General features: G+C 70.4%; 26 protein-coding genes and 1 tRNA gene. 16 read left to right on the top strand and 11 right to left on the bottom strand.

The window, feature by feature from the left end; all coding sequences use genetic code 11:
• Nucleotide 1: 1 nt before the first annotated feature.
• Nucleotides 2-529: a SixA phosphatase family protein gene (locus GXW79_RS12300; RefSeq protein WP_211874691.1), complete on the bottom strand. Its 528-nt coding sequence runs from the start codon at nt 527-529 to the stop codon at nt 2-4.
• A 130-nt stretch (nt 530-659) separates the two neighbouring features.
• Between GXW79_RS12300 and GXW79_RS12295 the strand changes: the two genes are divergently transcribed.
• From GXW79_RS12295 to GXW79_RS12285, 3 genes are read left to right on the top strand one after another with little or no spacing between them, the layout of a single operon-like run.
• Nucleotides 660-1,322, top strand: a complete 663-nt coding sequence (locus GXW79_RS12295; RefSeq protein WP_211874690.1) for a DUF6134 family protein — start codon at nt 660-662, stop codon at nt 1,320-1,322.
• Entirely contained in the window at nt 1,319-2,860 is a 1,542-nt protein-coding gene (locus GXW79_RS12290) for a cryptochrome/photolyase family protein (RefSeq protein ID WP_211874689.1), read from the top strand. Before GXW79_RS12295 ends, GXW79_RS12290 begins: the two co-directional genes overlap by 4 nt.
• On the top strand, nt 2,860-3,609 hold the full coding sequence (locus GXW79_RS12285) for a creatininase family protein (protein WP_211874688.1): 750 nt from the start codon (nt 2,860-2,862) through the stop codon (nt 3,607-3,609). The genes GXW79_RS12290 and GXW79_RS12285 overlap by 1 nt, the downstream gene beginning before the upstream one ends.
• Nucleotide 3,610: 1 nt before the next feature.
• Here the strand turns inward: GXW79_RS12285 and GXW79_RS12280 are convergent, their stop codons facing one another.
• Nucleotides 3,611-4,324, bottom strand: coding sequence for a metallophosphoesterase (locus GXW79_RS12280; RefSeq protein ID WP_211874687.1), 714 nt, complete (start codon nt 4,322-4,324; stop codon nt 3,611-3,613).
• Complete coding sequence (locus tag GXW79_RS12275; RefSeq protein ID WP_211874686.1) at nt 4,321-5,718, bottom strand: cryptochrome/photolyase family protein; 1,398 nt, start codon at nt 5,716-5,718, stop codon at nt 4,321-4,323. Before GXW79_RS12275 ends, GXW79_RS12280 begins: the two co-directional genes overlap by 4 nt.
• Nucleotides 5,719-5,792: 74 nt before the next feature.
• Between GXW79_RS12275 and GXW79_RS12270 the strand changes: the two genes are divergently transcribed.
• Complete coding sequence (locus GXW79_RS12270; RefSeq protein WP_211874685.1) at nt 5,793-6,968, top strand: FAD-binding domain-containing protein; 1,176 nt, start codon at nt 5,793-5,795, stop codon at nt 6,966-6,968.
• On the opposite strand, the gene GXW79_RS12265 is transcribed toward GXW79_RS12270, so the two are convergent.
• From GXW79_RS12265 to GXW79_RS12240, 6 genes are all read right to left on the bottom strand, one after another.
• A complete protein-coding gene (locus tag GXW79_RS12265) occupies nt 6,958-7,716 on the bottom strand; it encodes an NAD kinase (RefSeq protein WP_211874684.1) in 759 nt (252 codons plus the stop codon). The two genes, GXW79_RS12270 and GXW79_RS12265, sit on opposite strands and share 11 nt — an antisense overlap.
• Nucleotides 7,713-8,540, bottom strand: coding sequence for a carbon-nitrogen hydrolase family protein (locus GXW79_RS12260; protein ID WP_211874683.1), 828 nt, complete (start codon nt 8,538-8,540; stop codon nt 7,713-7,715). Before GXW79_RS12260 ends, GXW79_RS12265 begins: the two co-directional genes overlap by 4 nt.
• 77 nt (nt 8,541-8,617) lie before the next feature.
• The gene (locus tag GXW79_RS12255) at nt 8,618-9,007 is read right to left on the bottom strand and encodes a hypothetical protein (RefSeq protein WP_246503956.1); all 390 of its coding nucleotides are present in this window, start codon (nt 9,005-9,007) and stop codon (nt 8,618-8,620) included.
• 1 nt (nt 9,008) lies between these two features.
• The gene (gene moaA, locus GXW79_RS12250) at nt 9,009-10,007 is read right to left on the bottom strand and encodes a GTP 3',8-cyclase MoaA (protein ID WP_211874682.1); all 999 of its coding nucleotides are present in this window, start codon (nt 10,005-10,007) and stop codon (nt 9,009-9,011) included.
• A gap of 41 nt (nt 10,008-10,048) precedes the next feature.
• Nucleotides 10,049-10,795, bottom strand: a complete 747-nt coding sequence (locus GXW79_RS12245) for a sulfite exporter TauE/SafE family protein (RefSeq protein ID WP_211874681.1) — start codon at nt 10,793-10,795, stop codon at nt 10,049-10,051.
• Nucleotides 10,792-10,971 carry a DUF3553 domain-containing protein gene (locus tag GXW79_RS12240; protein WP_211874680.1) on the bottom strand — a complete coding sequence of 60 codons (180 nt, stop codon included), beginning with the start codon at nt 10,969-10,971 and terminating at the stop codon, nt 10,792-10,794. Before GXW79_RS12240 ends, GXW79_RS12245 begins: the two co-directional genes overlap by 4 nt.
• Nucleotides 10,972-11,092: 121 nt before the next feature.
• Here GXW79_RS12240 and GXW79_RS12235 point away from each other — a divergent pair, with 121 nt between their 5' ends.
• From GXW79_RS12235 to GXW79_RS12225, 3 genes are all read left to right on the top strand, one after another.
• The gene (locus GXW79_RS12235) at nt 11,093-11,701 is read left to right on the top strand and encodes a histidine phosphotransferase family protein (RefSeq protein WP_211874679.1); all 609 of its coding nucleotides are present in this window, start codon (nt 11,093-11,095) and stop codon (nt 11,699-11,701) included.
• Between the two features lie 51 nt (nt 11,702-11,752).
• A tRNA-Arg gene (locus GXW79_RS12230) sits at nt 11,753-11,829 on the top strand.
• A 236-nt stretch (nt 11,830-12,065) separates the two neighbouring features.
• Nucleotides 12,066-14,180 carry a hypothetical protein gene (locus GXW79_RS12225; protein ID WP_211874678.1) on the top strand — a complete coding sequence of 705 codons (2,115 nt, stop codon included), beginning with the start codon at nt 12,066-12,068 and terminating at the stop codon, nt 14,178-14,180.
• A gap of 117 nt (nt 14,181-14,297) precedes the next feature.
• Here the strand turns inward: GXW79_RS12225 and GXW79_RS12220 are convergent, their stop codons facing one another.
• A complete protein-coding gene (locus GXW79_RS12220; protein WP_211874677.1) occupies nt 14,298-16,319 on the bottom strand; it encodes a hypothetical protein in 2,022 nt (673 codons plus the stop codon).
• A gap of 150 nt (nt 16,320-16,469) precedes the next feature.
• Here GXW79_RS12220 and GXW79_RS12215 point away from each other — a divergent pair, with 150 nt between their 5' ends.
• The 9 genes from GXW79_RS12215 to GXW79_RS12175 all read left to right on the top strand — a co-directional run bounded on the left by GXW79_RS12215 (nt 16,470) and on the right by GXW79_RS12175 (nt 23,942).
• Nucleotides 16,470-17,288, top strand: coding sequence for a transketolase (locus GXW79_RS12215; RefSeq protein ID WP_211874676.1), 819 nt, complete (start codon nt 16,470-16,472; stop codon nt 17,286-17,288).
• A complete protein-coding gene (locus GXW79_RS12210) occupies nt 17,285-18,187 on the top strand; it encodes a transketolase family protein (protein WP_211874675.1) in 903 nt (300 codons plus the stop codon). The genes GXW79_RS12215 and GXW79_RS12210 overlap by 4 nt, the downstream gene beginning before the upstream one ends.
• Nucleotides 18,188-18,203: 16 nt before the next feature.
• The gene (locus GXW79_RS12205; RefSeq protein WP_211874674.1) at nt 18,204-19,118 is read left to right on the top strand and encodes an NAD-dependent epimerase/dehydratase family protein; all 915 of its coding nucleotides are present in this window, start codon (nt 18,204-18,206) and stop codon (nt 19,116-19,118) included.
• Nucleotides 19,115-19,513: a GtrA family protein gene (locus GXW79_RS12200; protein ID WP_211874673.1), complete on the top strand. Its 399-nt coding sequence runs from the start codon at nt 19,115-19,117 to the stop codon at nt 19,511-19,513. Before GXW79_RS12205 ends, GXW79_RS12200 begins: the two co-directional genes overlap by 4 nt.
• Complete coding sequence (locus GXW79_RS12195) at nt 19,513-20,271, top strand: class I SAM-dependent methyltransferase (RefSeq protein WP_211874672.1); 759 nt, start codon at nt 19,513-19,515, stop codon at nt 20,269-20,271. The genes GXW79_RS12200 and GXW79_RS12195 overlap by 1 nt, the downstream gene beginning before the upstream one ends.
• Nucleotides 20,268-20,978 carry a class I SAM-dependent methyltransferase gene (locus tag GXW79_RS12190; protein WP_211874671.1) on the top strand — a complete coding sequence of 237 codons (711 nt, stop codon included), beginning with the start codon at nt 20,268-20,270 and terminating at the stop codon, nt 20,976-20,978. The genes GXW79_RS12195 and GXW79_RS12190 overlap by 4 nt, the downstream gene beginning before the upstream one ends.
• 2 nt (nt 20,979-20,980) lie before the next feature.
• A complete protein-coding gene (locus GXW79_RS12185) occupies nt 20,981-21,961 on the top strand; it encodes a glycosyltransferase family 2 protein (protein ID WP_211874670.1) in 981 nt (326 codons plus the stop codon).
• A 170-nt stretch (nt 21,962-22,131) separates the two neighbouring features.
• A complete protein-coding gene (locus GXW79_RS12180) occupies nt 22,132-23,358 on the top strand; it encodes a PQQ-dependent sugar dehydrogenase (RefSeq protein ID WP_246503955.1) in 1,227 nt (408 codons plus the stop codon).
• Nucleotides 23,355-23,942 (top strand): c-type cytochrome, encoded by a 588-nt coding sequence (locus GXW79_RS12175; RefSeq protein ID WP_211874669.1) that lies wholly within the window; start codon nt 23,355-23,357, stop codon nt 23,940-23,942. Before GXW79_RS12180 ends, GXW79_RS12175 begins: the two co-directional genes overlap by 4 nt.
• Nucleotides 23,943-23,954: 12 nt before the next feature.
• Here the strand turns inward: GXW79_RS12175 and GXW79_RS12170 are convergent, their stop codons facing one another.
• Nucleotides 23,955-24,416 carry a hypothetical protein gene (locus GXW79_RS12170; protein ID WP_211874668.1) on the bottom strand — a complete coding sequence of 154 codons (462 nt, stop codon included), beginning with the start codon at nt 24,414-24,416 and terminating at the stop codon, nt 23,955-23,957.
• Nucleotides 24,417-24,663: the final 247 nt, after the last annotated feature.

The raw sequence follows: 24,663 nt of genomic DNA, 5'->3' as shown, positions 1-24,663 counted from the left end.
CTCAGCCCGCCATCTCGGGCAGGTCGGCGGGGGGGAGGAAGCGGACCAGGCGGCCGCCGCCGGTCTCCAGCTGCGGCCAGGGCAGGGCGACGGAGTATTCCGCGAGGCCACAGGTCGGGTAGGCATCGGCCAGGCGCAGCGCCGGCGCGCTGGCAAGGCCACCGGGGCCAGGGAGCGCGAGGGCCAGGTCGTGCAGGCCGGGGTTGTGGCCGATCAGCAGCACGGAGCGCACCGTCTCCGGCACCCGGCGGACCAGCTCGAGCAGGCGCGTCCAGGGAGCGAGGTAGAGATCGTCCATCGGCATGATGATCGGGCTGTCCGGCAGCGGGGCCAGCGCCTCCAGCGTCTGCAGCGTCCGCCTGGCCGAGGAGACCAGCACCACGTCGGGGGAAAGGCCCAGCTCACGCATGGCGCGCGCCATGCCCGATGCGGCGCGTTTGCCGCGCGCATTCAGGGGGCGGGCGTGGTCGGGCAGCTTCGGGTCATCCCAGGATGACTTGGCGTGCCGCAGCAGGAGCAGTTGGCGCATGGGGCGCGATCATGCCATGCGCGCCGCGCCCTGTCGCGCCCCGACCGACGCGCCTGCCGCGCAACGCTCGGTTACGAAGGCTTGACGCGACGGCGATCGCGCGCAGTTTGCCCTCGCGTGGGCCGGATCGATGGCCGCGGTGGCGGAAGGCGAGGCGATGATGGCGATGGGCGATGGCGAGGTCATCCAGGAGCGGTCGCGCGGCACGCGGCGCCGCGCGGTCCTCGCGGCCCCGGCGCTGCTGCTGGCGGCCCGCGCACGCGCCGAGGAGGGCGACTTCAGCTTCCGTGTGATGCGCCGCGGCGAGCAGGTCGGCACCCACACCGTCCACTTCGCCCAGGCCGGGCGCGAGCGCGTTGCGACCTCGGAATTCCTCGTCGTGCCGCGCGTGCTGGGCATCGTCGTCTACCGCTTCGAGCATCGCTACGAGGAGGTGACGGAGGGCGGGCGCTTCCGCCGCGTGACGTCGCGGCTCAACCGCAACGGCCGCATCGTGGAGGTGCGCGGCGAGGCGGTGGCGGGCGCGGTGCTGCTGGACGGCACCGAGGGCCCGCAGCGCCTGCCGGCCGAGGCCGCGCCGCTGTCATGGTGGGAACCGCAGAGGCTGGGGCGGGTGCCGATCTTCGGCACCACGACGGGCAAGCTGCTGGCGATCACCTGGGAAGTCGGGCGCGAGGCGCGTGTGTGCCATGGCGAGGTGGAGGCGGTGGCGCGCTACGACGCGGCCGGCCGCTGGGTCGGCTTCTCCGCGCGCGGCGAGGATGGCAACGACATCGAATACGCCCCCGCATGAGTGGCGCGCTGCGCGTGGTGCTGGGCGACCAGTGCTCGCATTCGCTCTCGGCGCTGGATGGCCTGGATCCCGCCCGCGACACGGTGCTGATGATGGAGGTGCAGGAGGAGTGCACCTACGTCCCGCACCACGCGCAGAAGATCGTGCTGGTGCTCTCCGCCATGCGGCATTTCGCGGCCGAGCTGGAGGCGCGCGGCGTGCGCATCGCCTATGTGCGCCTCGATGATGCGGACAATTCCGGCAGCTTTTCGGGCGAGGTCCTGCGCGCCGCGCGGCGCCTGAAGCCCGACGCGATCATCTCGACCGAGCCCGGCGAATGGCGCGTGCGCGAGGCGATGCGCGGTTGGGAGGCGGCGACGGGCGTGCCGGTGGAGATCCGCGCCGATACGCGCTTCCTGTGCAGCCTGGATGGCTTTGCCGGCTGGGCGAAGGGGCGCAAGCAGCTGCGCATGGAGTTCTTCTACCGCGAGATGCGCGCCAGGACCGGCCTGCTCATGGAGGGCGACGAACCCGCCGGTGGGGCCTGGAACTACGACGCGAAGAACCGCCGCCCGCTGCCGCGCGACGTGGCACCGCCGCGCCCGCAACGCTTCCCGCCCGATGCCGTCACGCGCGCGGTGATGGCGCTGGTCGCCACCCGCTTCGGCGCGCATTTCGGCGCGGCCGAGGATTTCGACTGGCCGGTCACCGCGGCGGATGCGCGCGCCGCACTCGATGATTTCGTCGCCCATCGCCTCTCCCAGTTCGGCGACTATCAGGACGCGATGGCCGAGGGCGAGGCGACGCTGTTCCACGCGCTGATCTCCACCAGCCTCAATGCCGGGCTGCTGCTGCCGGGCGAATGCTGCCACGCGGCCGAGGATGCCTGGCGCGACGGGCAGGCACCGCTCAACGCCGTGGAAGGCTTCATCCGCCAGATCCTCGGCTGGCGCGAATATGTGCGCGGGCTCTACTGGCTGAAGATGCCAGGCTATGCGCAGACCAACGCGCTGGAGGCCACCCGCCCGCTCCCTGAATTCTACTGGACCGGCGACACGCCGATGGCCTGCCTGCGCGCCGCCATCACCCAGACGCGCGACCGCGCCTACGCCCACCACATCCAGCGCCTGATGGTGACCGGGAATTTCGCGCTGATCGCGGGGCTCGATCCCGTCGCGGTGAACGCATGGTACCTGGTGGTCTACGCTGACGCCTATGAATGGGTCGAGCTGCCGAACACCCATGGCATGGCGCTGTTCGCCGATGGCGGGGTGATGGCGTCAAAGCCCTACGCGGCCTCGGGCGCCTACATCAACCGGATGAGCGACCATTGCCGCGGCTGCGCCTTCGACGTGAAGAAGGCGGTCGGCGCCGATGCCTGCCCGTTCAACGCGCTGTACTGGGATTTTGTCGCCCGCCACGCGGAGCGTTTCGCCAAGAACCCGCGCATGGCGATGCCGCTGATGGGGCTGCGCAGAATGGCGCCGGCCAAGCTGCGCGACATCCGCGCCCAGGCAGCGGCTTTCCTCGAAAGCGATCTGATGAAGGGGTACACGTGATGGCCGAGAATGAATGGATGCGCCTCACCGCCGCCGAGCTCAACGCGCGGGCCAAGGCCGGCGCAATGGTGATCGTGCCGGTGGCCTCGCTGGAGCAGCACGGGCCGCATCTGGCGACCGGCGTCGACATCCTCTGCGCGACGGGCGTCGCCGCCCGCGTCGCCGCGATCCTGGGCGAGGAAGCGGTGGTCACGCCGTGCATCTGGACCGGCCTCGCCGAGCACCACATGGCCTTCGGCGGCACGGTGACGCTGGACTACGCCGCCTTTTTTGGGGTGATCCGCGGCGTGGTGCGATCCGCGGCACGGGCCGGCTTCACCCGCGTGATGCTGCTCAACGGGCATGGCGGCAATGCCGAGGCCGTCGCTGTCGCGGGTTCGGAACTCTCCATCGAGCTGGGCATCCCCGTGGCGGCGGGCACCTATTGGCACATCATCGGCGACGCCTTCGCGCCGGTGCTGGAGACGCAGGGCAACGTCATGCACGCCTGCGAGGCCGAGACCTCGATGGTGATGGCGCTGGCGCCGGGCTGCGTGCGGCCCGAAATGCTGCCCGAGGCGCATGGCCCGATGACGACGCGCGTCGAGGGCCAGCCGGCCAACCTCTACCGCCGCAAAAGCTTCGCCGCGATCACCCCGAGCGGTGTGGTCGGCGATGCCCGCACCGCCAGTGCCGAGAAGGGCGAGAAGCTGCTGGCGATCGCGGCGGAGAAGATCGCGGCGATGCTGCGCAACCCGCTGCTCTGGTGATTCAGAAGGGCAAATCCACCCAGCTGAGGTGCCCGCCCTTACCCGCCCCCGTGTCCAGGAATACGGCATTACCCTCCCGGTAGGGCAGCCCGTCGCGGCTGCGCACCTCGTGCCCGCAATAGACGGTGAGGCCCGCGGGGATACGCACGATCCATTCATGCAACCGCTCCGGAAACCCGTCCGCACGCAGGCGGCCGGTGACCTGGCCGAACAGGGCGCGCGTCACCACGCCATCCGGCTTGCGCGCGCCGGCATCCTCGGGCGGTGGGTTGTGCAGCATGGCATCGTGATAGCCGGCATGGACGAAGAAGGACGGTCCCGCCCGCAGCCAGGCCGGGGCGCGGGCGATCTCCGCGATGGTGCGCGCGACCAGCGCCTCGCGGTCGGGCGCGGCCTCGATCTGCGTGAGCGTTAGGGCCAGGCCGTTCGCCGTGTCCACCTTCGCGCCGACCAACGCGCGGCGCAGCTTGTGGTCATGGTTGCCGAGCAGGAACAGCCCCGCCTCGGCATCGATCAGCCCGAACATGCGCCGCAGCACCGCGGGGCTGTCCGGCCCATGGTCGGTCAGGTCGCCCAGCTGCACCACAAACAAGCGGTCGGCCGTCGCCCCCGCGCAGGCGGCCTCGAACGCGGCTGCCTCGCCATGCACGTCGCCGACCACGCGCAGGCCTGTGAAACCGCGCGCGCGCAGGTCGTCGCGCGTGAAGGGCCTCATCCCTTCAGGGACGCGAAGGCCGCCAAGGCGCGCGCGCGGCCCTCATCATGCGCGATGATCGGCGCGGGGTAGTCGACCGTCGCCCGCAGCTCGGGCGGCGCTTCCCAGGGGCGCTGGATCAGCTTGTCCGGCAGCGCGGCCAATTCCGGCACGTAGCGGCGCACATAGGCGCCGGCGCCGTCGAATTTCTCGCCCTGCAGGATCGGGTTGAACACCCGGAAATACGGCGCGGCGTCCGACCCCGACCCCGCCACCCATTGCCAGGAGGCGCTGTTGGAGGCGAGGTCCGCATCGACCAGCGTGTCCCAGAACCACGCAGCCCCATCCTGCCACGGCTGCAGCAGGTGCTTGATCAGGAAACTCGCGGTGATCATGCGCACGCGGTTGTGCATCCAGCCATGGGTCCAGAGCTGGCGCATGCCGGCATCGACGATCGGGTATCCGGTCTGGCCGCGCTGCCAGGCGCGCAAAAGCTTGGCGTCACGCTTCCAGGGGAAGCGCTCGAACTCCTTGCGCAGCGGCGTCTCCGGCAACTCCGGCCGGTGCCAGAGCAGGTGGTAGGAAAACTCCCGCCACAGGATTTCCTTGAGGAAGGTGTCCTGCCCCTCCGCACCCGCCTCCCGCGCCGCGTGCCAGACCTGGCGCGGCGAGACCTCGCCCCAATGCAGATGCGGCGAGAGGCCGGAGGTGCCGGCGATGCCCGGCGCATTGCGGTCGTCGCCGTAGCTCCTCAGCGCCTTGGGCGTGAAGCGCTTGATCCGCGCGGCCGCGCCGTCCTCGCCGGGGGTCCAGAGCTCGGGGAAGGCGTCCGCCCAGTCGCGGCTGGGCAGGAGGTCGAGCGCGTCGAGGGTCAGGCTGTCCGGCGCCGGGGGCACGCCGGCGATGCGCTTTGGCGCCGGTAGCGGCGCGTCCGGTTCGCCAAGCGCGAAGATCGCCCTGCTGAACGGCGTGTAGACCGCGAACGGCGTGCCCGCGCCGGAGCGGATGCGGTGCGGCTCGGCGATCAGGGATGAGGTGTGCAGGGTGAGCGTCGCACCCACCGCGCCCAGCGCTTCGGCGATGCGGTGGTCGCGCTCGCGGGCGAAAGGTTCCACGAGGCGGCCGGCATGGACCTGCGTCGCGCCGACGGATTGCGCGAGGGCCGGGATCAGCGTCTCCGCCCGCCCGCGCAGCAGGGTCAGCGGGGCGCCCGTGGCCTTCAGCGCATCCCCGAGGCTTGCCAGCGAGTGATGCAGCCACCACCGCCCCGCCCCGCCCGGTGCCCATGGCCCGGCGGCGTCGTCGTCGAGGATATAGACCGGCAGCACCGGCCCCGCCGCGATGGCAGCGACGAGCGCGGGGTTGTCGGCGAGGCGGAGGTCCTGGCGGAACCAGAGGATTGCGGGATCGGGCATGGCGCTAACTTAGGGGCTGGACGGATCGGCGCCAGCGCGTGGCGCGCAAGGCATTGGCAGAGGGCACGACCGACATGATGACACCGAGCCGGGCGGCCGGCTTGGCGCGGCTCGCGCGCTTCGCGCCGCGCATGGGCCGGGCCTATGCGGAGGGGCGGAATCACGACCCGGGCGCCGGCGCCGATCGCGACGTCTCGCTCCTCTCGCCCTGGGTGCGGCACCGCCTGGTCATGGAGCACGAGTTGGTGCTCGCGGCGCTCGACGCGCACGGCGCGGAGGGGGCAGAAAAATTCATCCACGAGGTGTTCTGGCGCAGCTACTGGAAGGGCTGGCTGGAGCTGCGGCCGGGTGTCTGGGCGTCCTACCGGACCGAGCTCGCCGCGGCGGAGGCGACGTCGGATTACGTCGCGGCCGTCGCGGGGGAAACCGGCATCGCCTGCTTCGACGCCTGGGCGCGCGAATTGCGCGAGACCGGATACCTGCACAATCACGCGCGCATGTGGTTCGCCAGCATCTGGATCTTCACCCTCCGCCTGCCCTGGGTGCTGGGTGCGGATTTCTTCCTCCGCCATCTGCTCGATGGCGATGCGGCGTCCAACACCTTGTCCTGGCGTTGGGTGGCCGGCATCCAGACCCGCGGAAATCCCTACGCGGCGCGGGCGGACAACATCGCCCGGTTCACCGCGGGGCGCTTCAACCCGGTGGGCCAGCTGAACGAGACGCCGACTGCCATCGCCGCGCCCGAACCGCCGCCGCCGATGCGGCTCGCACCGGGCGACATCCCCCCGGACGGGCCGGTGGGGCTGCTGCTGCATGAGGATGATCTGCATCCCGAAAGCCTGGGGCTGGGGGCCGCGCGGGTGGTGGCGCTGGCCGGGTTCGCGCTGCCGGCGCGGCGCTCGCCCCGTCCCGTGGCCGCTGGCGTGATCGGCTTCACGCAGGCGGCCATGGCCGACGCCCTGCATCGCGCGGAGGCACATTTCGGCGTGCCGGGCGAGGGCCTTGCCATTGACGGCGTGGTGGATTGGGGGTTGCGCACCGGCCTGCGCGACCTGGTGACGCCTTACGCGCCGGTGGGCTGGGTCGCCGATGCGATGGCGCCGCTTGGCGATGCGCTCGCCGCGCACGGCATTCGGCTGCACCGCGTGATGCGGGACTGGGATGCGGCCTGCTGGCCGCTGGCGACGAAAGGCTTCTTCGCCTTCCGCGAGCACATTCCGAGCCTGATCGGGCGCCTCGTCAGACCGTGAACTGCTCCGCGATGATGCGTTCGGACAGCCCATGGTCCGGGTCGAACAGCAGGGTGAGCGAGACCGAGCGATCCTCGCGCACCTCCACGCGGCGCACGTCGCGCATCTCGGTGTAGTCGGCCACCGCCGCCACCGGGCGCTTCTCGGCTTCGAGGATTTCGAACACCACCGTCACTTCGGAGGGCAGCAGCGCGCCGCGCCATCGACGCGGGCGGAAGGCGGAGATCGGCGTCATCGGCAGCAGGTTGGCGGAGAGGGGAACAATCGGCCCGTGGGCGGAGAGGTTGTAGGCGGTGGACCCGGCGGGGGTCGAGACGATGATGCCGTCGCAGATCAGCTCCGCGAGGCGCTGCTTGCCATCGACCAGGATCCGCAGCTTCGCCGCCTGGCGCGTCTCGCGCAGCAGCGATACCTCATTGATGGCGAGTGCCTCGGTGCGCCGCCCGGTGTCGGATTCCGCGATCATGCGCAGCGGGTGCAGCAGCGCCTCCTGCGCGGCGGCGAGGCGCACGGGCAGGTCATCCTCGCGGTAATCGTTCATCAGGAATCCGACCGAGCCGCAATTCATCCCGTAGATCGGCCGGTTCTGGCCGAGGAAGCGGTGCTGCGTCTCCAACATGAAGCCGTCGCCGCCGAGTGCGACGATGATGTCGGCCTTGTCGGGCGGGGTGTCGCCGTGCAGCGCCTTGAGTCGCGCGCGCGCGGACTGCGCCGCTTCGGTCGGGGCCGCGAGCAGGGAAAAACTCACGCGAGGCGCCGATGGTCGAGCACGGGCATGTCGCGCCGCACGCGTGCGGTGAGTGCTGCGTCCAGATGCGCGGTGGCGAAGCCCACGCCGTCGGAGCACTTGGCCACCACATGGCCCCAGGGATCGGCGATCAGCGAATGGCCATAGACCTGGCGCTGGGCGCCGCGCTCCTCGTAGCTGCCGGTGGAGGCGGCGGCGATGATCCAGCACTGGGTCTCGATGGCGCGCGCGCGCATCAGCACCTCCCAGTGATCCTTGCCGGTCATCAGGGTGAAGTTGGAGGGGATGAAGATCGCCTCGGCGCCGGCGCGGCGTAGGGCCAGGTAGTGCTCGGGGAAGCGCACGTCGTAGCAGATGGTGCAGCCGAAGGTGATGCCGTGGGCGGCGAAAGTGACGATCTGGTCGCCGCCGCCATACAGCGCGCTTTCGCGGTAGCCCGTCCCGTCGGGGCCGGTGATGTCGAACAAATGGATCTTGCGGTAGCGCGCGATCTCCACGCCCTCGGGGTCGAACACCAGCGTGGTGTTGAACAGCTTCTCCATCCCCTTCTCAACGATGGAGCCGCCGTGGACATGGATCTCGTGGCGGCGCGCGATGGCGCGCATCGCCTCATAGGCGGGCCCGCCTTCCTCGCCGGGGGTGGGGAGGATCTCGGCCGCACGTTCGCGCGCTTCGCGCCCGCCGCCGAGGTTGGTCCAGGTTTCGGGCAGGGTGACCAAGTGTGGGCGATCGGACTCGCAGGCGGCGGCGATCAGCTGCTCCGCATCGGCGATGTTCTTCGCCTTGTCGCTGCCCTGGTTCATCTGGATGACGCTGATGCGCATGCGGGGGACCTCGGCGGGATGGAGGAGCTTCCCGGCGGTTTTCGGCCGCTTCGCGGAATTTTACCAGCCGGGGGGGATCAGCGCCGGGGCGGCCAGTCCAGCTTGGGCTCGGCGCGGCTGCCGCGCGCCTCGGGCCAGGCCGGCGGCGGGGGCACCGGCGGCGCGCTGCGCGGCGGGGCGGTGTTGCGCGGCGTGGCCGGCGGTTCCACCCAATCCTCCTCGACCGAGCGGCCGCGCGGGCGCGGCGCGTCGTTCAGTCGCATGGGCAGGGCGCGCAGCTCGGCGCGCAGATCCTCGAGCTGGGCCTCGATCACGTCGAGCCGGCCCTTCAGGCCGAACACCGAGAACGGCATCAGCAGGAAGGCAAGGCCGGCCAGCGCCACCAGCAGCAGCAGCACGAGGCCGGTCCAGTCCGGCAGGCCGGGAATGGCGAGGCGGGCGGCGAGCGCCCCCAGGTACTCGGTCATGTCAGCCCCCCGTCACGCTCATATGCCGCGGCGACGCCGCACCGTCCTCGCGCCGGCCGATGACGAAGTCATGGCCCTTGGGCTTGCGGGCGATGGCGTCGCGGATGGCGGCATGCAGCCCCGCATCATCGGTGCCGGCGTCGCGCAGCGGCCGGCGGAGATCGGCCGCATCCTCCTGGCCCAGGCACATGTACAGCGTGCCGGTGCAGGTCAGCCGCACGCGGTTGCAGCTTTCGCAGAAGTTATGGGTCATCGGCGTGATGAAGCCGATGCGCCGTCCGGTCTCGCGCACGTTGAAATAGCGGGCGGGGCCGCCGGTGCGATAGTCGGTCGGCTCCAGCGTCCAGTGTTCCTGCAGGCGCGCCTGGACGCGGCTGAGCGGCAGGTACTGGTCGGTGCGGTCGCCGCCGATATCGCCCATCGGCATGGTCTCGATCAGACACAGGTCGAAGCCGTGCTCGCCGCACCAGGCGAGCATGCGGTCATACTCGTGCTCGTTCACGCCCTTCAGCGCCACGGCGTTGATCTTGATGGCGATGCCGGCAGCCTTGGCCGCGAAGATGCCGTCCAGCACCTGGTCCAGCTTGCCCCAGCGCGTGACCGAGGCGAAGGCCGCCGGGTCCAGCGTGTCCATGCTGACATTGATGCGGCGGATCCCCGCACGCGCCAGCTCCTCGGCGTATTTCGCCAGCTGGGTGCCGTTGGAGGTGAGCGTGAGCTCGCGCAACCCGCCCTCGCCCAGCCGGGCGCTCAGCGCACGGACCAGCTGCATGACGTTCTTGCGCACCAGCGGCTCGCCGCCGGTCAGGCGGATGCGCTCGACGCCCAAGGCGATGAAGGCGCCGCACAGCCGGTCCAGCTCCTCGAGCGAGAGGATCTCCGCCTTGGGCAGGAAGGTCATGTCCTCGGCCATGCAGTAGACGCAGCGCAGGTCGCACCGGTCGGTGACCGAGACGCGCAGGTAGCTGATGGCGCGGGCAAAGGGGTCGATGAGCGGCATGGGGGGGATTTGGTCCCCCGACCCCCACAATGGCAAGCCCCTCATGCGATCAACGCGATGGCGCCCACCAGCACCAGGATGGCGAAGGCGAAGCGGCGGTACCAGCGCTCGGGCACCACATGGAACAGCCGCGCCCCGATCGGCACCGCGACCAGCATCACCGGCAGAAGGGCCAGGGTGCGCACCACCACGGTCAGGTCGATCAGCCCGGCGATCAGCGGCGGCAGCACCGAGACGATGGCGATGGTGGCGAAGAACAGGATCAGGTTCGCCCGGTGCTCGCGCGCCGCCTCCATCCCCGAGAGCAGGTACAGGATCACCGGCGGCCCGCTCATCCCCGTCGCACCCTTCATCAGCCCCGAGACGGTGCCCACCGCGATGTTCAGTCCGAGCGGGCGGGTGCCGCGATAGCGCCAGGGCGAGAGGATGAGCACGCCGAACACCAGCACCAGCGCGCCGATCACGCGCTTGAGCACCACGCCATCGGCGGTGAGCAGGACATAGGCGCCGAACGGCGTGGCGAGGCACGCGGCCAGGCCGAGCGGCAGGATCACCCGCTGGTTCGCCTGCCGCCAGACCTTGGGAACCAGCTGCACCGAGACCAGCATCTCCATGATCAGCAGGATGGGGATGCCCGCGCGCGGCCCCCACAGCACCGAGAAGATCGGCGCGAGCAGGATCGCCGTGCCGAAGCCGGCATAGCCGCGCATGAGCCCTGCGACGACGACAGCACAGGCGGCGGCCAGCATCCGCCACGACACCAGCCCCTCGAGAAGTTCGGCGGTCATCGCGGCGCGTCATCCTCGACGTCGAGGCTGACGACGGCGGTGTTGATCAGCAGCTTGCCGGCATTCTCGAAATTCACCGTCACCCGGTCGCCGACCACGGATTGCACCTGGCCGACGCCCCAATCCGGCTGCCCGGGGTGGCGAACGCGCATGCCCGGCTGGATCATGCTGGTCATCGGGGCGGCATCCTGGGCGTCGACTCCGTTCGGAATGATTTGTTAGCAAATCCGGTTCAGGCTGGCCGGTATACTGCGCCCGCGCCGCCTGCATAGCGGCGCCACGTGAGGGATCGACGCCTTGGCACCTGAGACCCGGCTGGCCCAGCTTCTCTGCGCGCGGTTCTGCCATGACCTGAGCGGCTCGCTCGGCACCATGGTGGGCGCGCTCGACCTCGTCGCCGCACCCGAGGCCGGTGATGCCGAGGCGCTGGCGCTGGCGCGCGAAGCGGCAGGCGTGATGCGCGGGCGGCTGATGGTGATGCGCGCCCTCGCCGGCAGCGGGCCGGGCGACGGGGTGGGGATCGTGGCGCTGCTGACCCCGGCGCTGGCCGAGCGGCGCACGCTGCTGACGGCGGCACTCGACCACGGGCTGGCGCTGGAGCCGAACGCCTCGGCCATGCTGGTGGCGGCCGTGCTGCTGGCGGCGGAGGCGCTGCCGCGAGGCGGGACGGTCGCGCTGGAGGGTGGGGCCGCGGGGTTCGAACTGCGGGTCGAGGGGCGCAACGCGGCGTGGCCGGCGACGCTGCCGGCGGCGCTGGAGGGTGCGGCCCTGAGCGAGGCAATGACGGCGCGCTATGTGCTGGCGCCTTGGTTGGTCGCGCTGGCCCACGGCGCGGGATGGCGGGTGCGGCTGGGGGCGGCGGGGGGGGATGGCGCGCCGCCAGCGCTGGTGCTGGGCCCGGGGTAAGGTGCCGGCGCATCTCCCAGGGCTGCGCGCGGGATGCTATAGCCGGGCCGGGTCTCCGTAGCTCAGCCGGATAGAGCACCAGATTCCTAATCTGGGGGCCGTGGGTTCGAATCCCGCCGGGGACGCCAAATCAGTCAATGGCTTAGCTGACGTGGTCGCGCTCTTAATTTGCGGACCCATGGACTGCGGACCTCTTGCCGACTCCGTCTGGCGTTTTGTTTCTCGCTGGTCTCAGCCGCCCCCGATGGGGCGAAGCGCGCGCGCAATTTTGGAATGCTACCTCTAATTCGGAGCGCGAGGAGGTCGGCACTCCCTGCCCTCATCGATGTCGTATAGGTAGCCGCAGATAACTAAGGATTCCGCGTTGTTGCTTGATGGCAAGGCTTGGTTAATCGGCGGTTATGGCGCCTTGCTTGCCGCCAGCGCTGCGCTCCCGTTTCTGCTCGCTTGTTGGCCGCGCCTCCGCGCCGTCTCGATGGACGTCGCGCTTGGCGCCGGCATTGTGGCGCTCGCCGCCGCGATATTCTGGTCGCGGGGGTTGAACCTAGGCGTGGTCCCGCTGCTGGTCGGGCCGCTGCTGGTGGTGCCTCTGGCGGGGCGGAGTTTGGCGCCGGCGCTGGGCGGGCTGGCGGCACTGCCGCTGCTTTCGACGATGGTCTGGTGGGATGCCGGCTCCGTGCTGGGGCCATGGCGACTTGGCGGCTTCATTGTCGCTGGGTTCGGCATTGCCGCATTGGCGCGGCTGGTGACGCGGGACGCCGGGCGGGCCACGCGGGCCATCGTGCTCATATTGCTTGGCGCGGTCGGAATCGTTTCGGCATCCTCGACCGGCGTCTATGCGGCGCCTACTGCCTTTTGGGTGCTGTGGCACCATTGGAGCGCCTATATCGCCCCTGTGGAGGGTTTGCTCTCGGGTGGGATTCCATACCGGGATTTTCTTGTGCAGTACGGAATTGGCCCGACGCTGCTGATCGCCGCCGCATGCGGCGAAGATTGCTGGACCGGCATGTATGCGGTCGTCGCGGCGACCAATACGCTGCATCTTCTGGCGCTCGGAGGCTGTGTGCTGATCATCGCGCGGCCGGCGGCGATCGGGGCGACGGCGCTGGCGGTGTTGGCACTGGTGGCAGCGGTCACGCTATGGACCGCCTATCCTCCGGATTGGCTTGGCGGCCTCGCGACGCCCTCGGTTGGCGGTTTGCGCTATTTGCCGGTCTCGGCGCTGCTGCTGCGCGTCCTGCGCAACAACCGACGAGGTGTCGTCTGGGACGGGTGGGAGACAGCGCTGTGGCTGCTGGGCCTGCTGTGGTCGCCAGAAGCCGCATACTGCGTGACGCTGATTCGTTGGCCGTGTCTGGCCTTGCGGATGGTGGATGGCGGCCGCGCGACCGGCGTTCGGGCGGTCGCGCCGGTGCTGCGCTGCGTGGGACAAGCGCTGGGGACCACGGTTCTGGCGCTGGCGGCAGCGAGCTTTGCGTTTCGGCTATGGTTTGGCGATTGGCCGTCGCTGGCCGGCTACCTAACCTATGTGGCGAACCCGCCTGGCGCGCTGTCGCCCAATTTGTTGGGTCCGATGTGGCTCGCCGTCGGCGCCGCCTTGGCCGCGATGGTGGCGATGGTGAGGGGATCGGCGCTCAACATCCGTCAGGCGAATGCAGCGTTGCTAGGCCTGATGGCGGCGGCCTGCTATTTCCTGGGGCGCAGCCACGACAACAATATCCTGAACATCCTGCCATTTCTGGTGGTTAGCTTGACCGCTGCGGCGGTCGTGGCAGGGCCTCGGCTGATCGGCGGTTTCGCTCGCACGGTGATGGCGGGCATCGTCGCCTGGGGCGCGTCGCTCGGCGGGGGGGGCTGGCTGGAGGTCTGGCGCAGCGGGAAGGCGTTCGAGATAGGGCCTTCGCGGCTGCTGTCGCGGATCGGCTTCGAAGGTGCGGATGCCGCCACGCTGTTGGACCGCCATGCGGGGCTGCCGGCCGGCCGATCGGCGGAGGCGGCGGCGGCCTTGGCTTGGGTTCGTTCGCGCGGCGAGGGGGCGCCAGTGTTGGTAAGCGCGACGATGCTGTTGCCGCGCCATCCGGCTGGCGAGGCCTGGACCGGCGTGAACAACGTCGCGAATTACAGCTTGCTGCCGCCGGCGATTATGGAGCGGGTGGTCCGGCGAGGTGCGCGGCGCTTCGCGCGGCCGGGCTGGCTGGTGATCGAGGACGGCCAATCGGCGTCTTGGCTAGCGACCTTCACGGCCAGCTACGAGGTGACGGAGCGGCACCAGACCGGCGCGTATACGGCCTACCGACTCGCGCCACGCTGCGAACAACCCAGGGCGGCGAGACAGGTATCGCCCGCCATGCCGCCTGAGGAAGCCGCCGGTTCCTGCGCCACCACTTTCATGCGCCGGTCGGCAGCGGTGCCTTCTGCCGAGATACTTGCCCCCTCTAGCAGTCCGTCCCGAAACGGGTTGGGGTCGGCAGATAGATAGGGATTTGCGCTGGGCGGTCCGGCGCTGTGATAGTAGCGCCGAAGCGCGCCATCTGGCGAAGCCATCAACATGACCGATCGACGTCACAGGCGCGTACCCCGAGGCCGCACTCGTCCATCAGGACGGCTCGCACCCGCCCGCCGGCATCCATACCTCCCAGTAAACCATCCGGTGTGCGGAGCAGCGCGTATATCCAGCAAGGTTCGCGATGCGGCGATTGAGCGCGCGCATGGGCGCTGGAACCGCGTCGCCGATCGTTGTCCCGGCGGCCCCGTCGATCAGGATGACGCGGGGCGCTGCGCTGCGGATACGATCGGCGAGAGCGAGCAGCTCGGCCTCCGTCAGCGCTGTTGCATAGAGATCGAGTGGCCCGATGAACGGCCGCAGGCGTGTGAGCTGGAAGGTGAGGTAAGGGTAGGCCGTGATCCAGAGCACGCCGCCAGGCTGCGCCGCACCCCGAAGCTCCGCCGCGCGCGCATGGTGTTCGGTGCAGGCGCCGGGCGGGATGGAGAGGCCCGCGCCGCAGCGCTTGGTCACCGGCATCGCGAGCATGCTGCGCAGGTAGAAGTCGTTGCTGCGGGCCGTGAGGACCGGGGCGGGCAGCAGCAGCAGCAGCGCCAGGCCAGCCAGAACCGTGCGCGACACGCCCGCGGCGATGAGCGGGGTGAGGAGCAGTGTTTCGAGAAGAATGAAGCTCCAGAGATTCCAGTCATCCGGGCGATTCGCATAATAGGGCGCCCAGACGATGATCATCGCGGCGATGCCGGCGCTGGCGATGTCGGGCCGGGGACCGGGGCGGCCGAGCAGGCTCGCAAGGCTCCGGGTGAGGACATAGCCGGCATGGAGGAAGATCAGCAGGGCGGTCAGCCGGAACGGCAGGGCCAGGCCGCCGAAACCTTCCCCGAAGCGGCGGAACAGGGACATGCCGCGGCCCACGTCCAGGGGTAGCCAGGCACCCGTGGCGGCGAGATGGAGCAGAATGGGAAGTGCCAGCATGCACAGCGCGGCGGCAAGCCCGGCAGCCAGCGCCGGCAAGGCGACACGCAGACCGGCGTCGCGAGCGACGAGCAGCCATGCCAGGCCGAGGCCAACGGTGATCGCGATCCCGGTTTCGGTGTTGTGCAGAACGGCCAGGGCCGCGAGCGCGCCGGCGAGCACCGTCGCCGGGACAAGCGGCGTACGCTGGAGCAGTCCCAGGCACAGGACCGCAAGCGGAAACATCACGAAGCGAAAGCCCGACGCGTTCGGCAGCAGGACGGCGAAATTCGACATCGACAGAAACGGAACGCCGCAGAGCAGGATGAGCAGCAGGACCCCGAGGCGCGCCCGCACCGGGGCGCCGCGGCTGCGCTCCCAGCCGCAGGCCAGGAACAGGCACAGGGCCAGGCCCTGGAAGAATTCGACAAGGTGCAGCAGACGCAGGAAATCGACGACGATCCCGGCCTTGGCGGCGGTGGCGATGACCAGGGGCGTGAGCAGGCCGTAGCTGGTGGGAATATCGGCAAAGAGACGGAGGCCGGCAGCCAGCATGTCGCCGCCGGAAAACACGGCTGCCAGATGCTGGTCGACCATGGGCATCAGCGGCACGCTGACGCGCTGCATGCCGCCCGCCTGAAGCGGCCACCACGCCAGCACGAGCCCGGCCGCGATCACGACGGCAAGCGCGGCCGAGGGCACATGGCGATGGGCGATGAACGTGGCGGTCGCGGCGGCGTAGCCTAGCATCAGGAGAGCGCGGTGCACGCGGTCGTCGGGCGGCAGCAGGGGAAGCGCGTCGACCAGGGTGAGGATCTGCACGATCGGCAGCACCAGCGCCGCCATGCCGAGGAGCACGGCCCAGCGCGTCCCGAAGCGCAGCGATGTCCAGGGACGGAAGCGGAGCAGAACGGCGCCGACGAGAATGCACCCCAGGAAGGCCAGCAGCGCGCGACGCTGGGGCATGGAATCGGCGATCTGGAAGAGCGCGACCTGCTCGGGCGTGAAACGGGCAAGGCGCGCGGGATCGGCCGGAAAGGCAAGGAAGACGAGCAACCCCGCCGCGAACGCCAGGGCGACAAGGCCCAATGCCGCGCGGTCGGCCGCAGCCAATGGCGCAAAGGCGCTCTCGCCGAAACGCGATAGCCAGCCTGGGCGCTTCATGGCGCGACGAGCCGTGCAACGATGGCGCGTTCGGCGAAGCGGTTGTCAGGCCGGCGGGGCGAGAATGGCCGGGGTGCTAGCAACCAGGACCGCAACCCGTCTATGCAGTGACGCAAGGCGCGCCGGCGCGCGATCGCGATGGGGAACAGAGTGACACTGGTCAATATGATGGACACCCTGGGCCTGGCGAAGAGGCTGCGGGCGCATGCGTTGCGCATGACCCATGCGGCGCGCGCTTCCCATATCGGGTCCTGCCTGTCCAGTGCGGATATCCTCGCGGTGCTGCATGGCGCGGTGCTGCGCGCCGATCCCGCGCGCCCTGACTGGCCCGATCGCGATCGCCTGGTGGTCAGCAAGGGCCACGCCGCGGCCATCGTCTATGCCGCGCTGGCGGAGATGGGCTTCTTCCCGATCGCGGAGCTCGCGACCTACGCCGCCGATGGCGGTAGGCTCGCGGGGCACGTCACGCGCAGCGTCCCCGGCGTGGAGCTGAGCACCGGCTCGCTCGGCCATGGCCTGCCCGTCGCCGCCGGCATGGCGCTGGCGGCGCAGCGGGCGGGCGCATCCTGGCGCGCCTTCTGCGTGCTGAGCGATGGCGAGCTCGACGAGGGATCGAACTGGGAGGCGGTGCAGTTCGCCCAGCATTTCCGCCTCGAAGGGCTGGTCGCGATCGTGGACTACAACAAGATCCAGAGTTTCGGGACCGTCGCCGAGGTGAGCGAGCTGCACCCGCTGGCCGCGAAATTCGCCGCCTTCAATTGGGGCGTGCACGAGATCGACGGGCATGACCATGCCGCGCTGCGTGCCGCACTCGCCGGCCCGCCGGTCGCGCCGGGGCGTCCCACCGTGGTCGTCGCGCATACCGTGAAGGGCAAGGGCGTGTCCTTCATGGAGGACCGGCTGCTCTGGCACTACCGCAACCCGGACGCGGCGCAGCTGGAACAGGCGCTGGCGGAGCTCGACGCGTGAGGACGGAGACGATCGAGGCGCTCACGCAGTACGCCCGCGCGCACCCGGATGTTATGCTTCTCACCGCCGATCTGGGCTATTCGGTGCTGGAGCAGTTCGCCGACGCCCTGCCCGGGCAATACGCGAATGTCGGCGTGTGCGAGCAGGCGATGGTCGGCATCGCGGCCGGGCTCGCGCTCAGCGGGCGACAGGTCGTGGTCTATTCCATCGCGAACTTCCCGACGCTGCGCTGCCTCGAGCAGCTGCGCAACGATGTCTGCTACCACGACCTGCCGGTGATGGTGATCGCGGTCGGCGGCGGCTTCGCCTATGGCGCGCAGGGCTACACGCATCATGGGGTCGAGGATCTCGGCATCATGGCGATGCTGCCCAACATCGCGGTGGCCTGTCCCGCCGATCCGGTCGAGGCGGTGGCGCTGCTGGGCGAGTTGATGCGCCGCCGCCGCCCCGCCTATCTCCGGCTCGGCCGCGCGGGGGAGCCGGTGCTGCATGCCCCGGATGCGGAGATCGCGATCGGCCAAGCGGTGTGGCTGCGCCGCGGCGCGGATGTGGCACTTCTCGCGACCGGGCCCGTGCTGGGGCGCGCGCTGGCCGCGGCGGACGCGCTGGCCGCGCGCGGCATCGGCGCCTCCGTCGCGAGCATGCCCGGCATCCGGCCGATGGATGCGGCGGCGATCTGCGAGGCGGCGCGCACGCACCGTGCGGTCCTGACCATCGAGGAGCACAATGTCGATGGCGGATTCGGCAGCCGCGTCGCGGATGTGCTGATCGCCAATCGCCTGGCCCCCGCCTTCGGCAAATGGGGCGTGACAGAGGCGCTGCGCGGACAGGTGGGATCGCAGGGGTGGATGCTCGATCGCATCGGGGACATCGCCGAGCAGGCGGCGGGGCTGCTGTGACGAAACGGATCCTGGCATGAGGCTGTTCCTCACCGGTGCCGCGGGCTTCGTCGGTGCCGCGACGCTGGCCCGCGCGATCGCCGCCGGCCACGAGGTCTGGGCGCCGATCCGCCCGGGCGAGCCGGCGCCGCGCCTGGCCGCGCTGCGCGGGCGGTTCATCCATCGCGAGGTCGATCTGCGCGACGCGGACGCCCTCGCGGCTCTGCTGGCCGAGGCGCGGGCCGATTGCGTGATCCATTGCGCCTGGTCCGGCGTGGGCAATGCGCAGCGCTTCGACCGGCGCCAGATCACCGACAATGTGGAGGCGAGCTGCACGCTGGTGGAGGCCGCCGCCGCGGCGGGCATTGGCGGCTTCGTCGGCATGGGCTCGCAGGGCGAATACGGTGCGGGCAACCCGATGCGCGAGGACGGCTTGCCGACGCCCACCACTCTCTATGGTGCGGCGAAGGTCGCCTCGCTGTTCCTCACCCGCCAGCTCGCCGCGCAATCGGGGATGCGGCATGCCTGGCTGCGGCTGTTCTCGACCTATGGCCCACAGGACAATGATGGCTGGCTGATCCCCATGCTCATCACCGAGATGCTGGCGGGGCGGCGGCCGAAGACCACGCTCGGCACCCAGCGCTGGGACTGGCTGCACGTGGATGACGTGGCCGATGCGCTGCTCGCCGCCGCGACGGCGCAGGCGGAGGGCGTGTTCAACCTCGGCTCGGGCGAGGCGATCGCGGTGCGGCGCGTCGTCGAGATGATCCGCGACCTGGCGGCACCGGGAATGGAGCTGGTGTTCGGCGAGATCCCCTTCCGGCCCGACCAGGTGATGCACATGCAGGCGGACACCACCCGGCTGCGCGCAGCGACGGGATGGTCGCCACGGCTCGCCATGCGCGAGGGCCTGGAGGGCACCATCGCCTGGTACCGCGAGGCACGCGGATGACGGACGGAACCCGGCGCGTGCTGCGCTTCCTCGCCACGGGCGGGCTGAACACCGCCTTCGGCTATGGCTGCTATGCCGCGTTCGTGGCGACCGGCGTGGCTCTCTGGGTGGCGGTCGCGGGGGCGACCGTGCTCGCGATGCTGTTCAACTTCCGCAGCTATGGGCGGCTCGTGTTCGGCGATGCGCGCTGGTCGCTGCTGCCGCGCTTCGTGCTGTTCTACGCGGCACTGGGGGCGGTCAATTTCGCGCTGCTGCGGGCGCTGGGTGCGGCGGGCGTGGGGCCGCTGCTTGCGCAGGCGCTGCTGCTGCCGGTGCTGGCGGCGATCGGCTACCTGGGCATGCAGCGCTTCGTTTTCCGTCGATCCGCGCCCGGGGTGCCAGCGTGGGGGTCCTGATGCGCGGGCATCCGCAGGAGGCCTTCAAGCCGATCCCGGTGCGCCGCGGCGAGGGGCTGCTCGGCAGGGCGGCCTTCGCGCTGCGCATGGTGGTGGATCTGCAACTGCTCACCTGCACCCGCTTCCTGGCACCGCGGCTCGCGCAGTGGCAGGGCGCGGTGCTCGATGTCGGCTGCGGCGAGATGCCGTTTCGCGGGCTGCTGGGTGCGGGCGCGCGCTACACGGGCATCGATGTTCCGGCGGCATCGGATTTCGGCATGGCGCGGCACCCGGAGGTGCTGCCCTTCGATGGCGTGTCCATCCCGTTCGGCGATGGCCATTTCGACCATGTCCTGTGCACCGAGGTGCTCGAGCACGCCGAGGCGCCCGAGGCGCTGGTGGCGGAGATGCGCCGCGTGCTCAAGCCGGGCGGCACCTTGCTGATAACCGTGCCCTTCGCGGCGCGGGTGCATCACGCGCCGCATGATTATCACCGCTTCACGCGGTTCCGCCTGGCGCGCCTGCTGGACGGTTTCGCGGAGGTCTCGGTGGAGGAGCGCGGCGATGATCTCGCGGTGCTGGCCAACAAGCTGATCGTGATCGGCATGCGCCTCGCGCGGCCGGAACTTGCGCTGCTTTGGCGGCTGCCGGCGCTGCTGGTGCTCGCACCCGTCGCGGGCGTCGCGCTGGCCGTGGCGCATGGCTCGCTGTGGGGCGGCTGGGGGTCGCCGATGGACCCGCTCGGCTACGGCGCCGAGGCGCGGAAGGGCCCCGCATGACGATCGCGCTGCGCGACGAACGCGGCTTCAACCAGGTCTTCGCGCCGGTCGGGACAACGCCGTTCCGCGCCGCCCGGCGCCATGCCTGGTTCGCCGGCGAGGCCCGGCGGGCGGGGGCCAGGCGCGTGCTCGAGATCGGCTGCGGCACCGGCGAGGCAGCGGCGGCGATGGCCGCGGCGCTCGACGCCGAGGTAGTCGCGGTCGATCTCAGCGAGGCTTTCCTCGCGCAGGCGCGGGCGGCCCACCAGGCGCCCAACCTGCGCTTCGAGCGGCTGGACCTGCTCGGCCCCGACGCGCTGGCCCTGGGGCGCTTCGACTTCGTCTACGGCAATGGCATCCTGCACCACCTGGTGGTGCAGCTCGACACCGTGCTGCGCGCGCTGCACGGCGTGAGCGAGGCCGGCGGCGGCCTCGCCTTCATCGAGCCGAATTTCGCCAACCCCTACTGCGCCTTCATCTTCGGCACGCGGGTCGGGCGGCGCTGGGCGCATCTGGAGCCCGACGAGATGGCCTTCACGCGCGGCGAGCTGCTGCGCGTCCTGCCGCAGGCGGGCTGGCACGAGGTCGCGGTGCAGACGCGCGATTTCCTGCTACCCGGCCTGCCATCCGCACTGACGCGTCCGGTCCTGGCGGTGGAGCCGCTGCTGCAGGCCACCGCACTCACGCGCTGGCTGGCGCAATCGCATTTCATCACCGCGAGGGCCTGAGCGTGGCGCGCATCTCCATCATCTCGCCGTGCTTCAACGAGGAGGAGAATGTCGAGGCCTGCCACGCCGCGGTGGTCGCGCTGTTCGATCCGGGCGGGCCGCTCGCGCATCACGAGCGGGAGCACATCTTCGCCGACAATGATTCCGCCGATGGTACGGTGGCGATCCTTCGCCGCCTGGCCGCCGGGGATGCGCGGATGAAGGTGATCCTGAACGCCCGGAATTTCGGGCCGTTCCGCTCCAACTTCAACGCGCTGCGCTACGCGACCGGCGATGCGGTCCTGGTCTTCCTGCCGGTCGACCTGCAGGACCCGCCTTCGATGATCCCCGAGATGGTGCGCCATTGGGAATCCGGGATCGAGGTGGTGGCCGGCGCACGGACCAATCGCGAGGAGACCTTCGCACTGCGGTTTTCCCGCGGCCTGTTCTACCGCATCGTCAATACGCTCTCCGATTTCGACATCCCGGAGAATGTCGGCGAGTTCCAGCTGATCGACCGCAAGGTGTGGGAGGTGGTGGTGAGCCACCACGACCAGTACCCCTATATCCGCGGCATCATCGCCTCGGCCGGGTTCCGGCGGTTGATCCTTCCCTATACCTGGGCGGCGCGGAAGCGCGGCATCTCGAAGAACAACCTGGTGCGCCTCGTGGACCAGGCGATGAACGGCATCTTCGCCTTCACCAATGCGCCGATGCGCCTGTGTGTCTTCCTGGGTGCAGCGATCGCCGCGCTGTCGATGCTCTACGCGATCCTGACGGTCCTGCTCGCCCTGTTCGTGCCGTCATCGGCGCCGGCCGGGACGCAGACCATCATCGTGGCCATATTCTTCTTCGCTGGCGTGCAGTTGCTGTTCATCGGGATGCTCGGCGAGTACATCACCGCCATTCATGCACAGGTGCGACGGGGTCCGGTCGTCGTGGAGCGGGAACGCATCAACATCACTGGCGACAAATCGCCACTGAAGGACGCGACCCCGGAATGATGTCGCTGTGCGGGCCGATCCGCGGTCAGCTTCGGCGACGCCCGACCCGGGCGCCAGCGCCAGGCGCGGCGCATCGCCTCGGAATTCCCATCGCCCGTCTTGCATCGGCGCCACTTTCATACTTCCCTCTCGCAGCGACCGCCCATCCGGGCCGCAGGGAGAAAACAAACATGGCCTTCAGACGCGTCTTCTTCGGCCTGGCCGCGGCCTTGATGGCCGCCCCGGCCCTCGCCCAGGCACCAGCGCCCGCGGCCGCCCCCGTCCCGGGCTGGGCGGTCGGCCGCCCCGAGGGCTCCACCCTCGCGCCCCATGCGCCGCGCCTGACGGCCACGCCGGTCGACCAGGTGCCGATCGCCGCCATCCGCGTGCCGGCAGGCTTCCAGGCCGAGCTTTTCGCCCATGGCATCCCCGGCGTGCGCGCCATCGCCGAGGCGCCCAACGGCACGCTGTACGCCGGCACGCGCGGCATCGGCCGCGTCTATCAGATCCGCCGCAACGCGGATGGGACGACCGCCACGCGGGTCTTCGCCCAGGGCCTGCCCAACCCCTCGGGCCTGGTCATGGTCGGCCCCAACCTGATGGTGTTCGCGGCCAACCGCGTGCTGCGCTACGACAATGTCGAGGCGACGCCCGACGCGACGCCCACGCCGGTCGACCTGACGGCGGCCTTCGGCCTGCCGACCGAGCAGGAGCATGGCGGCAACCACTTCTGGAAATTCGCCGAGCTCGGCCCCGATGGCCGGATCTATACGAATGTCGGCGCGCCCTGCAACGTGTGCGAATTCGACCGTGACCGCTTCGCGCTGCTCGTCTCCTTCATGCCCGACGGTTCCGATCGCCGCATCGAGGCGCGCGGCGTGCGCAACTCCGTGGGCATGGCGCATCACCCCGTGACGCGCGAGCTCTGGGCGACCAACCACGGCCGCGACTGGATCGGCGATGACAGCCCCGAGGATTCGCTGCTGCGCGTGCGCCGCACCGGCGAGGATTTCGGCTTCCCGATGTGCCTGGGCAGCTGGGCCGACCCCGAGCACAACCGCGGCCGCGCCTGCGCCGAATTCGCCCAGCCCGCGGCCCTGCTCGGCGGCCACACCGCCGTGCTGGGGATGCGCTTCTACACCGGGACGATGTTCCCCGAGGCGTATCGCAACCAGATCTTCGTCGCCCGCCGCGGCTCTTGGAACCGCAACCGGCTGAGCGGCTATGACGTGGTGGTCGCGCGGCTCGATGCGCAGGGCAACGTGACGGGGGTCGAGCCCTTCCTGACCGGGCTGCGCGACGATGCGAACCAGCGCTTCCTCGACCGCCCGGCCGAGGTGCACGTGATGCGCGACGGCTCGCTGCTGGTCTCGGGCGAGCAGATGGGTGCGATCTACCGCATCACCTATCGCCAGTGATCCTGGCGCGTTGGCTGGCGGCGGCCCTACTGGCCGCCGCGACCGTCGGGGTCGCGGATGCGCAGGATGCGCGGCGCGGCGCCGAACTCGCCATCCCCTGTGCCCAATGCCACGGCGCCAATGGCCGCAGCCAGACGCCGACCATCCCCTCGCTCGCGGGACAGCCGGCGGAGTTCATCACCATCCAGATGATCCTGCTGCGCGAGGGCCTGCGCGACGCGCCGGTCATGGCGCCCTTCGCGGCGAACCTGCCCGACCAGGTCATCGAGGATCTCGCCGCCTATTTCGCGACGCTGCCGCCCGGCCCGCCAGAGGAGCGGCGGCCGCGCGACGGGGCGTTGTTCGCCGCCGGCCAGGCGCTGAGCGGGCCGCGCCGCTGCGCCACCTGCCACGTCGCCGATTATGGCGGGCGCAACCAGATCCCCCGCATCGCGGCGCAGCGGGAGGAGTATCTGGAGACGGCCATGATCGCCTATCGCGACGGGACGCGGGCCGGGCCGGATACGCAGATGAACGGCGCGGTGGTCGGGCTGACGGATGCGCAGATCGCCGCCCTCGCGCATTACCTGTCCCAGCTGGATTGACGCCGGCGCGCCTCAGGCCACCGAGAACCGCACCTCGCGCCGTCCGACCCTGCCCTGGGTGTCCGCGATGGTCAGCAGCACGCGATGCTGCCCCGCGGGCACCGTCACGTCCTCCGCGACCAGGCCCTGGGCGCTGATCCTGGCGCGCGGCTGGATGCGGCCGGTGATGTCGATGCCGAAGCTGCCGTAATAGGCGCGGAAGCTTGCCGGATCGATGGGGGCGCCATCGGCCGGGACGAAGCGCAGGCGAAAGGCGACGGGTTGCCCCGATGAGAGCGATCCACCGGGGGAATCGACTTCGATATTCGGACCGCCGATGATGACGGAGCGGGTCAGCGGCGGTGTCGGACCGGCGGCGGACGCCGCGACCTCCTCCCGCGAGACAAGCTCGAAGGCCAGGGCGGCCCGCAGCGGCATCAGACACGGGAGTGCCGCGGCGAACAGCGCCCGGCGAGATGGAGAGGGCATCGGCATGGTGCGCATCCTCACTGGCGAGGACCTGGCACCCTTGTGGAGCGAGACGGATGGGCAATCCGCTCGGCGCGTCATGGCCTGGCCCTGGACGCCAAAGCGAACCACGGCGTGGCCGCCCGCGCAACGTGGAAACGGCGTGGCGGTGGGGGTGCTACTCGGCCGCGAGCCGTGCCGGGACCGGGGCCGCCTCGGCCTCGTAATTCGCTGCGATCTGGCCGCGATGGATGTTCACCAGCCGCTCGATCGC

It is taken from the genome of Plastoroseomonas arctica, from assembly GCF_018128965.1.
In the GTDB taxonomy this organism is placed as follows: Bacteria; Pseudomonadota; Alphaproteobacteria; order Acetobacterales; family Acetobacteraceae; genus Plastoroseomonas; species Plastoroseomonas arctica.
The sequence above is the reverse complement of the archived record's forward strand: the minus strand, read 5'-3'. Positions and strand labels throughout refer to the sequence as shown.

Excerpts from the sequence above, each read along its gene's own strand:
- GXW79_RS12245 (WP_211874681.1), bottom strand. The coding sequence starts at position 10,795 with ATGACCGCCGAACTTCTCGAGGGGCTGGTGTCGTGGCGGATGCTGGCC.
- GXW79_RS12200 (WP_211874673.1), top strand. The coding sequence starts at position 19,115 with ATGACGGACGGAACCCGGCGCGTGCTGCGCTTCCTCGCCACGGGCGGG.
- GXW79_RS12290 (WP_211874689.1), top strand. The coding sequence starts at position 1,319 with ATGAGTGGCGCGCTGCGCGTGGTGCTGGGCGACCAGTGCTCGCATTCG.
- GXW79_RS12255 (WP_246503956.1), bottom strand. The coding sequence starts at position 9,007 with ATGACCGAGTACCTGGGGGCGCTCGCCGCCCGCCTCGCCATTCCCGGC.
- GXW79_RS12180 (WP_246503955.1), top strand. The coding sequence starts at position 22,132 with ATGGCCTTCAGACGCGTCTTCTTCGGCCTGGCCGCGGCCTTGATGGCC.
- GXW79_RS12195 (WP_211874672.1), top strand. The coding sequence starts at position 19,513 with ATGCGCGGGCATCCGCAGGAGGCCTTCAAGCCGATCCCGGTGCGCCGC.
- GXW79_RS12205 (WP_211874674.1), top strand. The coding sequence starts at position 18,204 with ATGAGGCTGTTCCTCACCGGTGCCGCGGGCTTCGTCGGTGCCGCGACG.
- GXW79_RS12285 (WP_211874688.1), top strand. The coding sequence starts at position 2,860 with ATGGCCGAGAATGAATGGATGCGCCTCACCGCCGCCGAGCTCAACGCG.
- GXW79_RS12190 (WP_211874671.1), top strand. The coding sequence starts at position 20,268 with ATGACGATCGCGCTGCGCGACGAACGCGGCTTCAACCAGGTCTTCGCG.
- GXW79_RS12240 (WP_211874680.1), bottom strand. The coding sequence starts at position 10,971 with ATGACCAGCATGATCCAGCCGGGCATGCGCGTTCGCCACCCCGGGCAG.
- GXW79_RS12170 (WP_211874668.1), bottom strand. The coding sequence starts at position 24,416 with ATGCCGATGCCCTCTCCATCTCGCCGGGCGCTGTTCGCCGCGGCACTC.
- GXW79_RS12220 (WP_211874677.1), bottom strand. The coding sequence starts at position 16,319 with ATGAAGCGCCCAGGCTGGCTATCGCGTTTCGGCGAGAGCGCCTTTGCG.
- GXW79_RS12270 (WP_211874685.1), top strand. The coding sequence starts at position 5,793 with ATGATGACACCGAGCCGGGCGGCCGGCTTGGCGCGGCTCGCGCGCTTC.
- GXW79_RS12275 (WP_211874686.1), bottom strand. The coding sequence starts at position 5,718 with ATGCCCGATCCCGCAATCCTCTGGTTCCGCCAGGACCTCCGCCTCGCC.
- GXW79_RS12295 (WP_211874690.1), top strand. The coding sequence starts at position 660 with ATGGCCGCGGTGGCGGAAGGCGAGGCGATGATGGCGATGGGCGATGGC.
- GXW79_RS12300 (WP_211874691.1), bottom strand. The coding sequence starts at position 529 with ATGCGCCAACTGCTCCTGCTGCGGCACGCCAAGTCATCCTGGGATGAC.
- GXW79_RS12280 (WP_211874687.1), bottom strand. The coding sequence starts at position 4,324 with ATGAGGCCCTTCACGCGCGACGACCTGCGCGCGCGCGGTTTCACAGGC.
- GXW79_RS12260 (WP_211874683.1), bottom strand. The coding sequence starts at position 8,540 with ATGCGCATCAGCGTCATCCAGATGAACCAGGGCAGCGACAAGGCGAAG.
- moaA (WP_211874682.1), bottom strand. The coding sequence starts at position 10,007 with ATGCCGCTCATCGACCCCTTTGCCCGCGCCATCAGCTACCTGCGCGTC.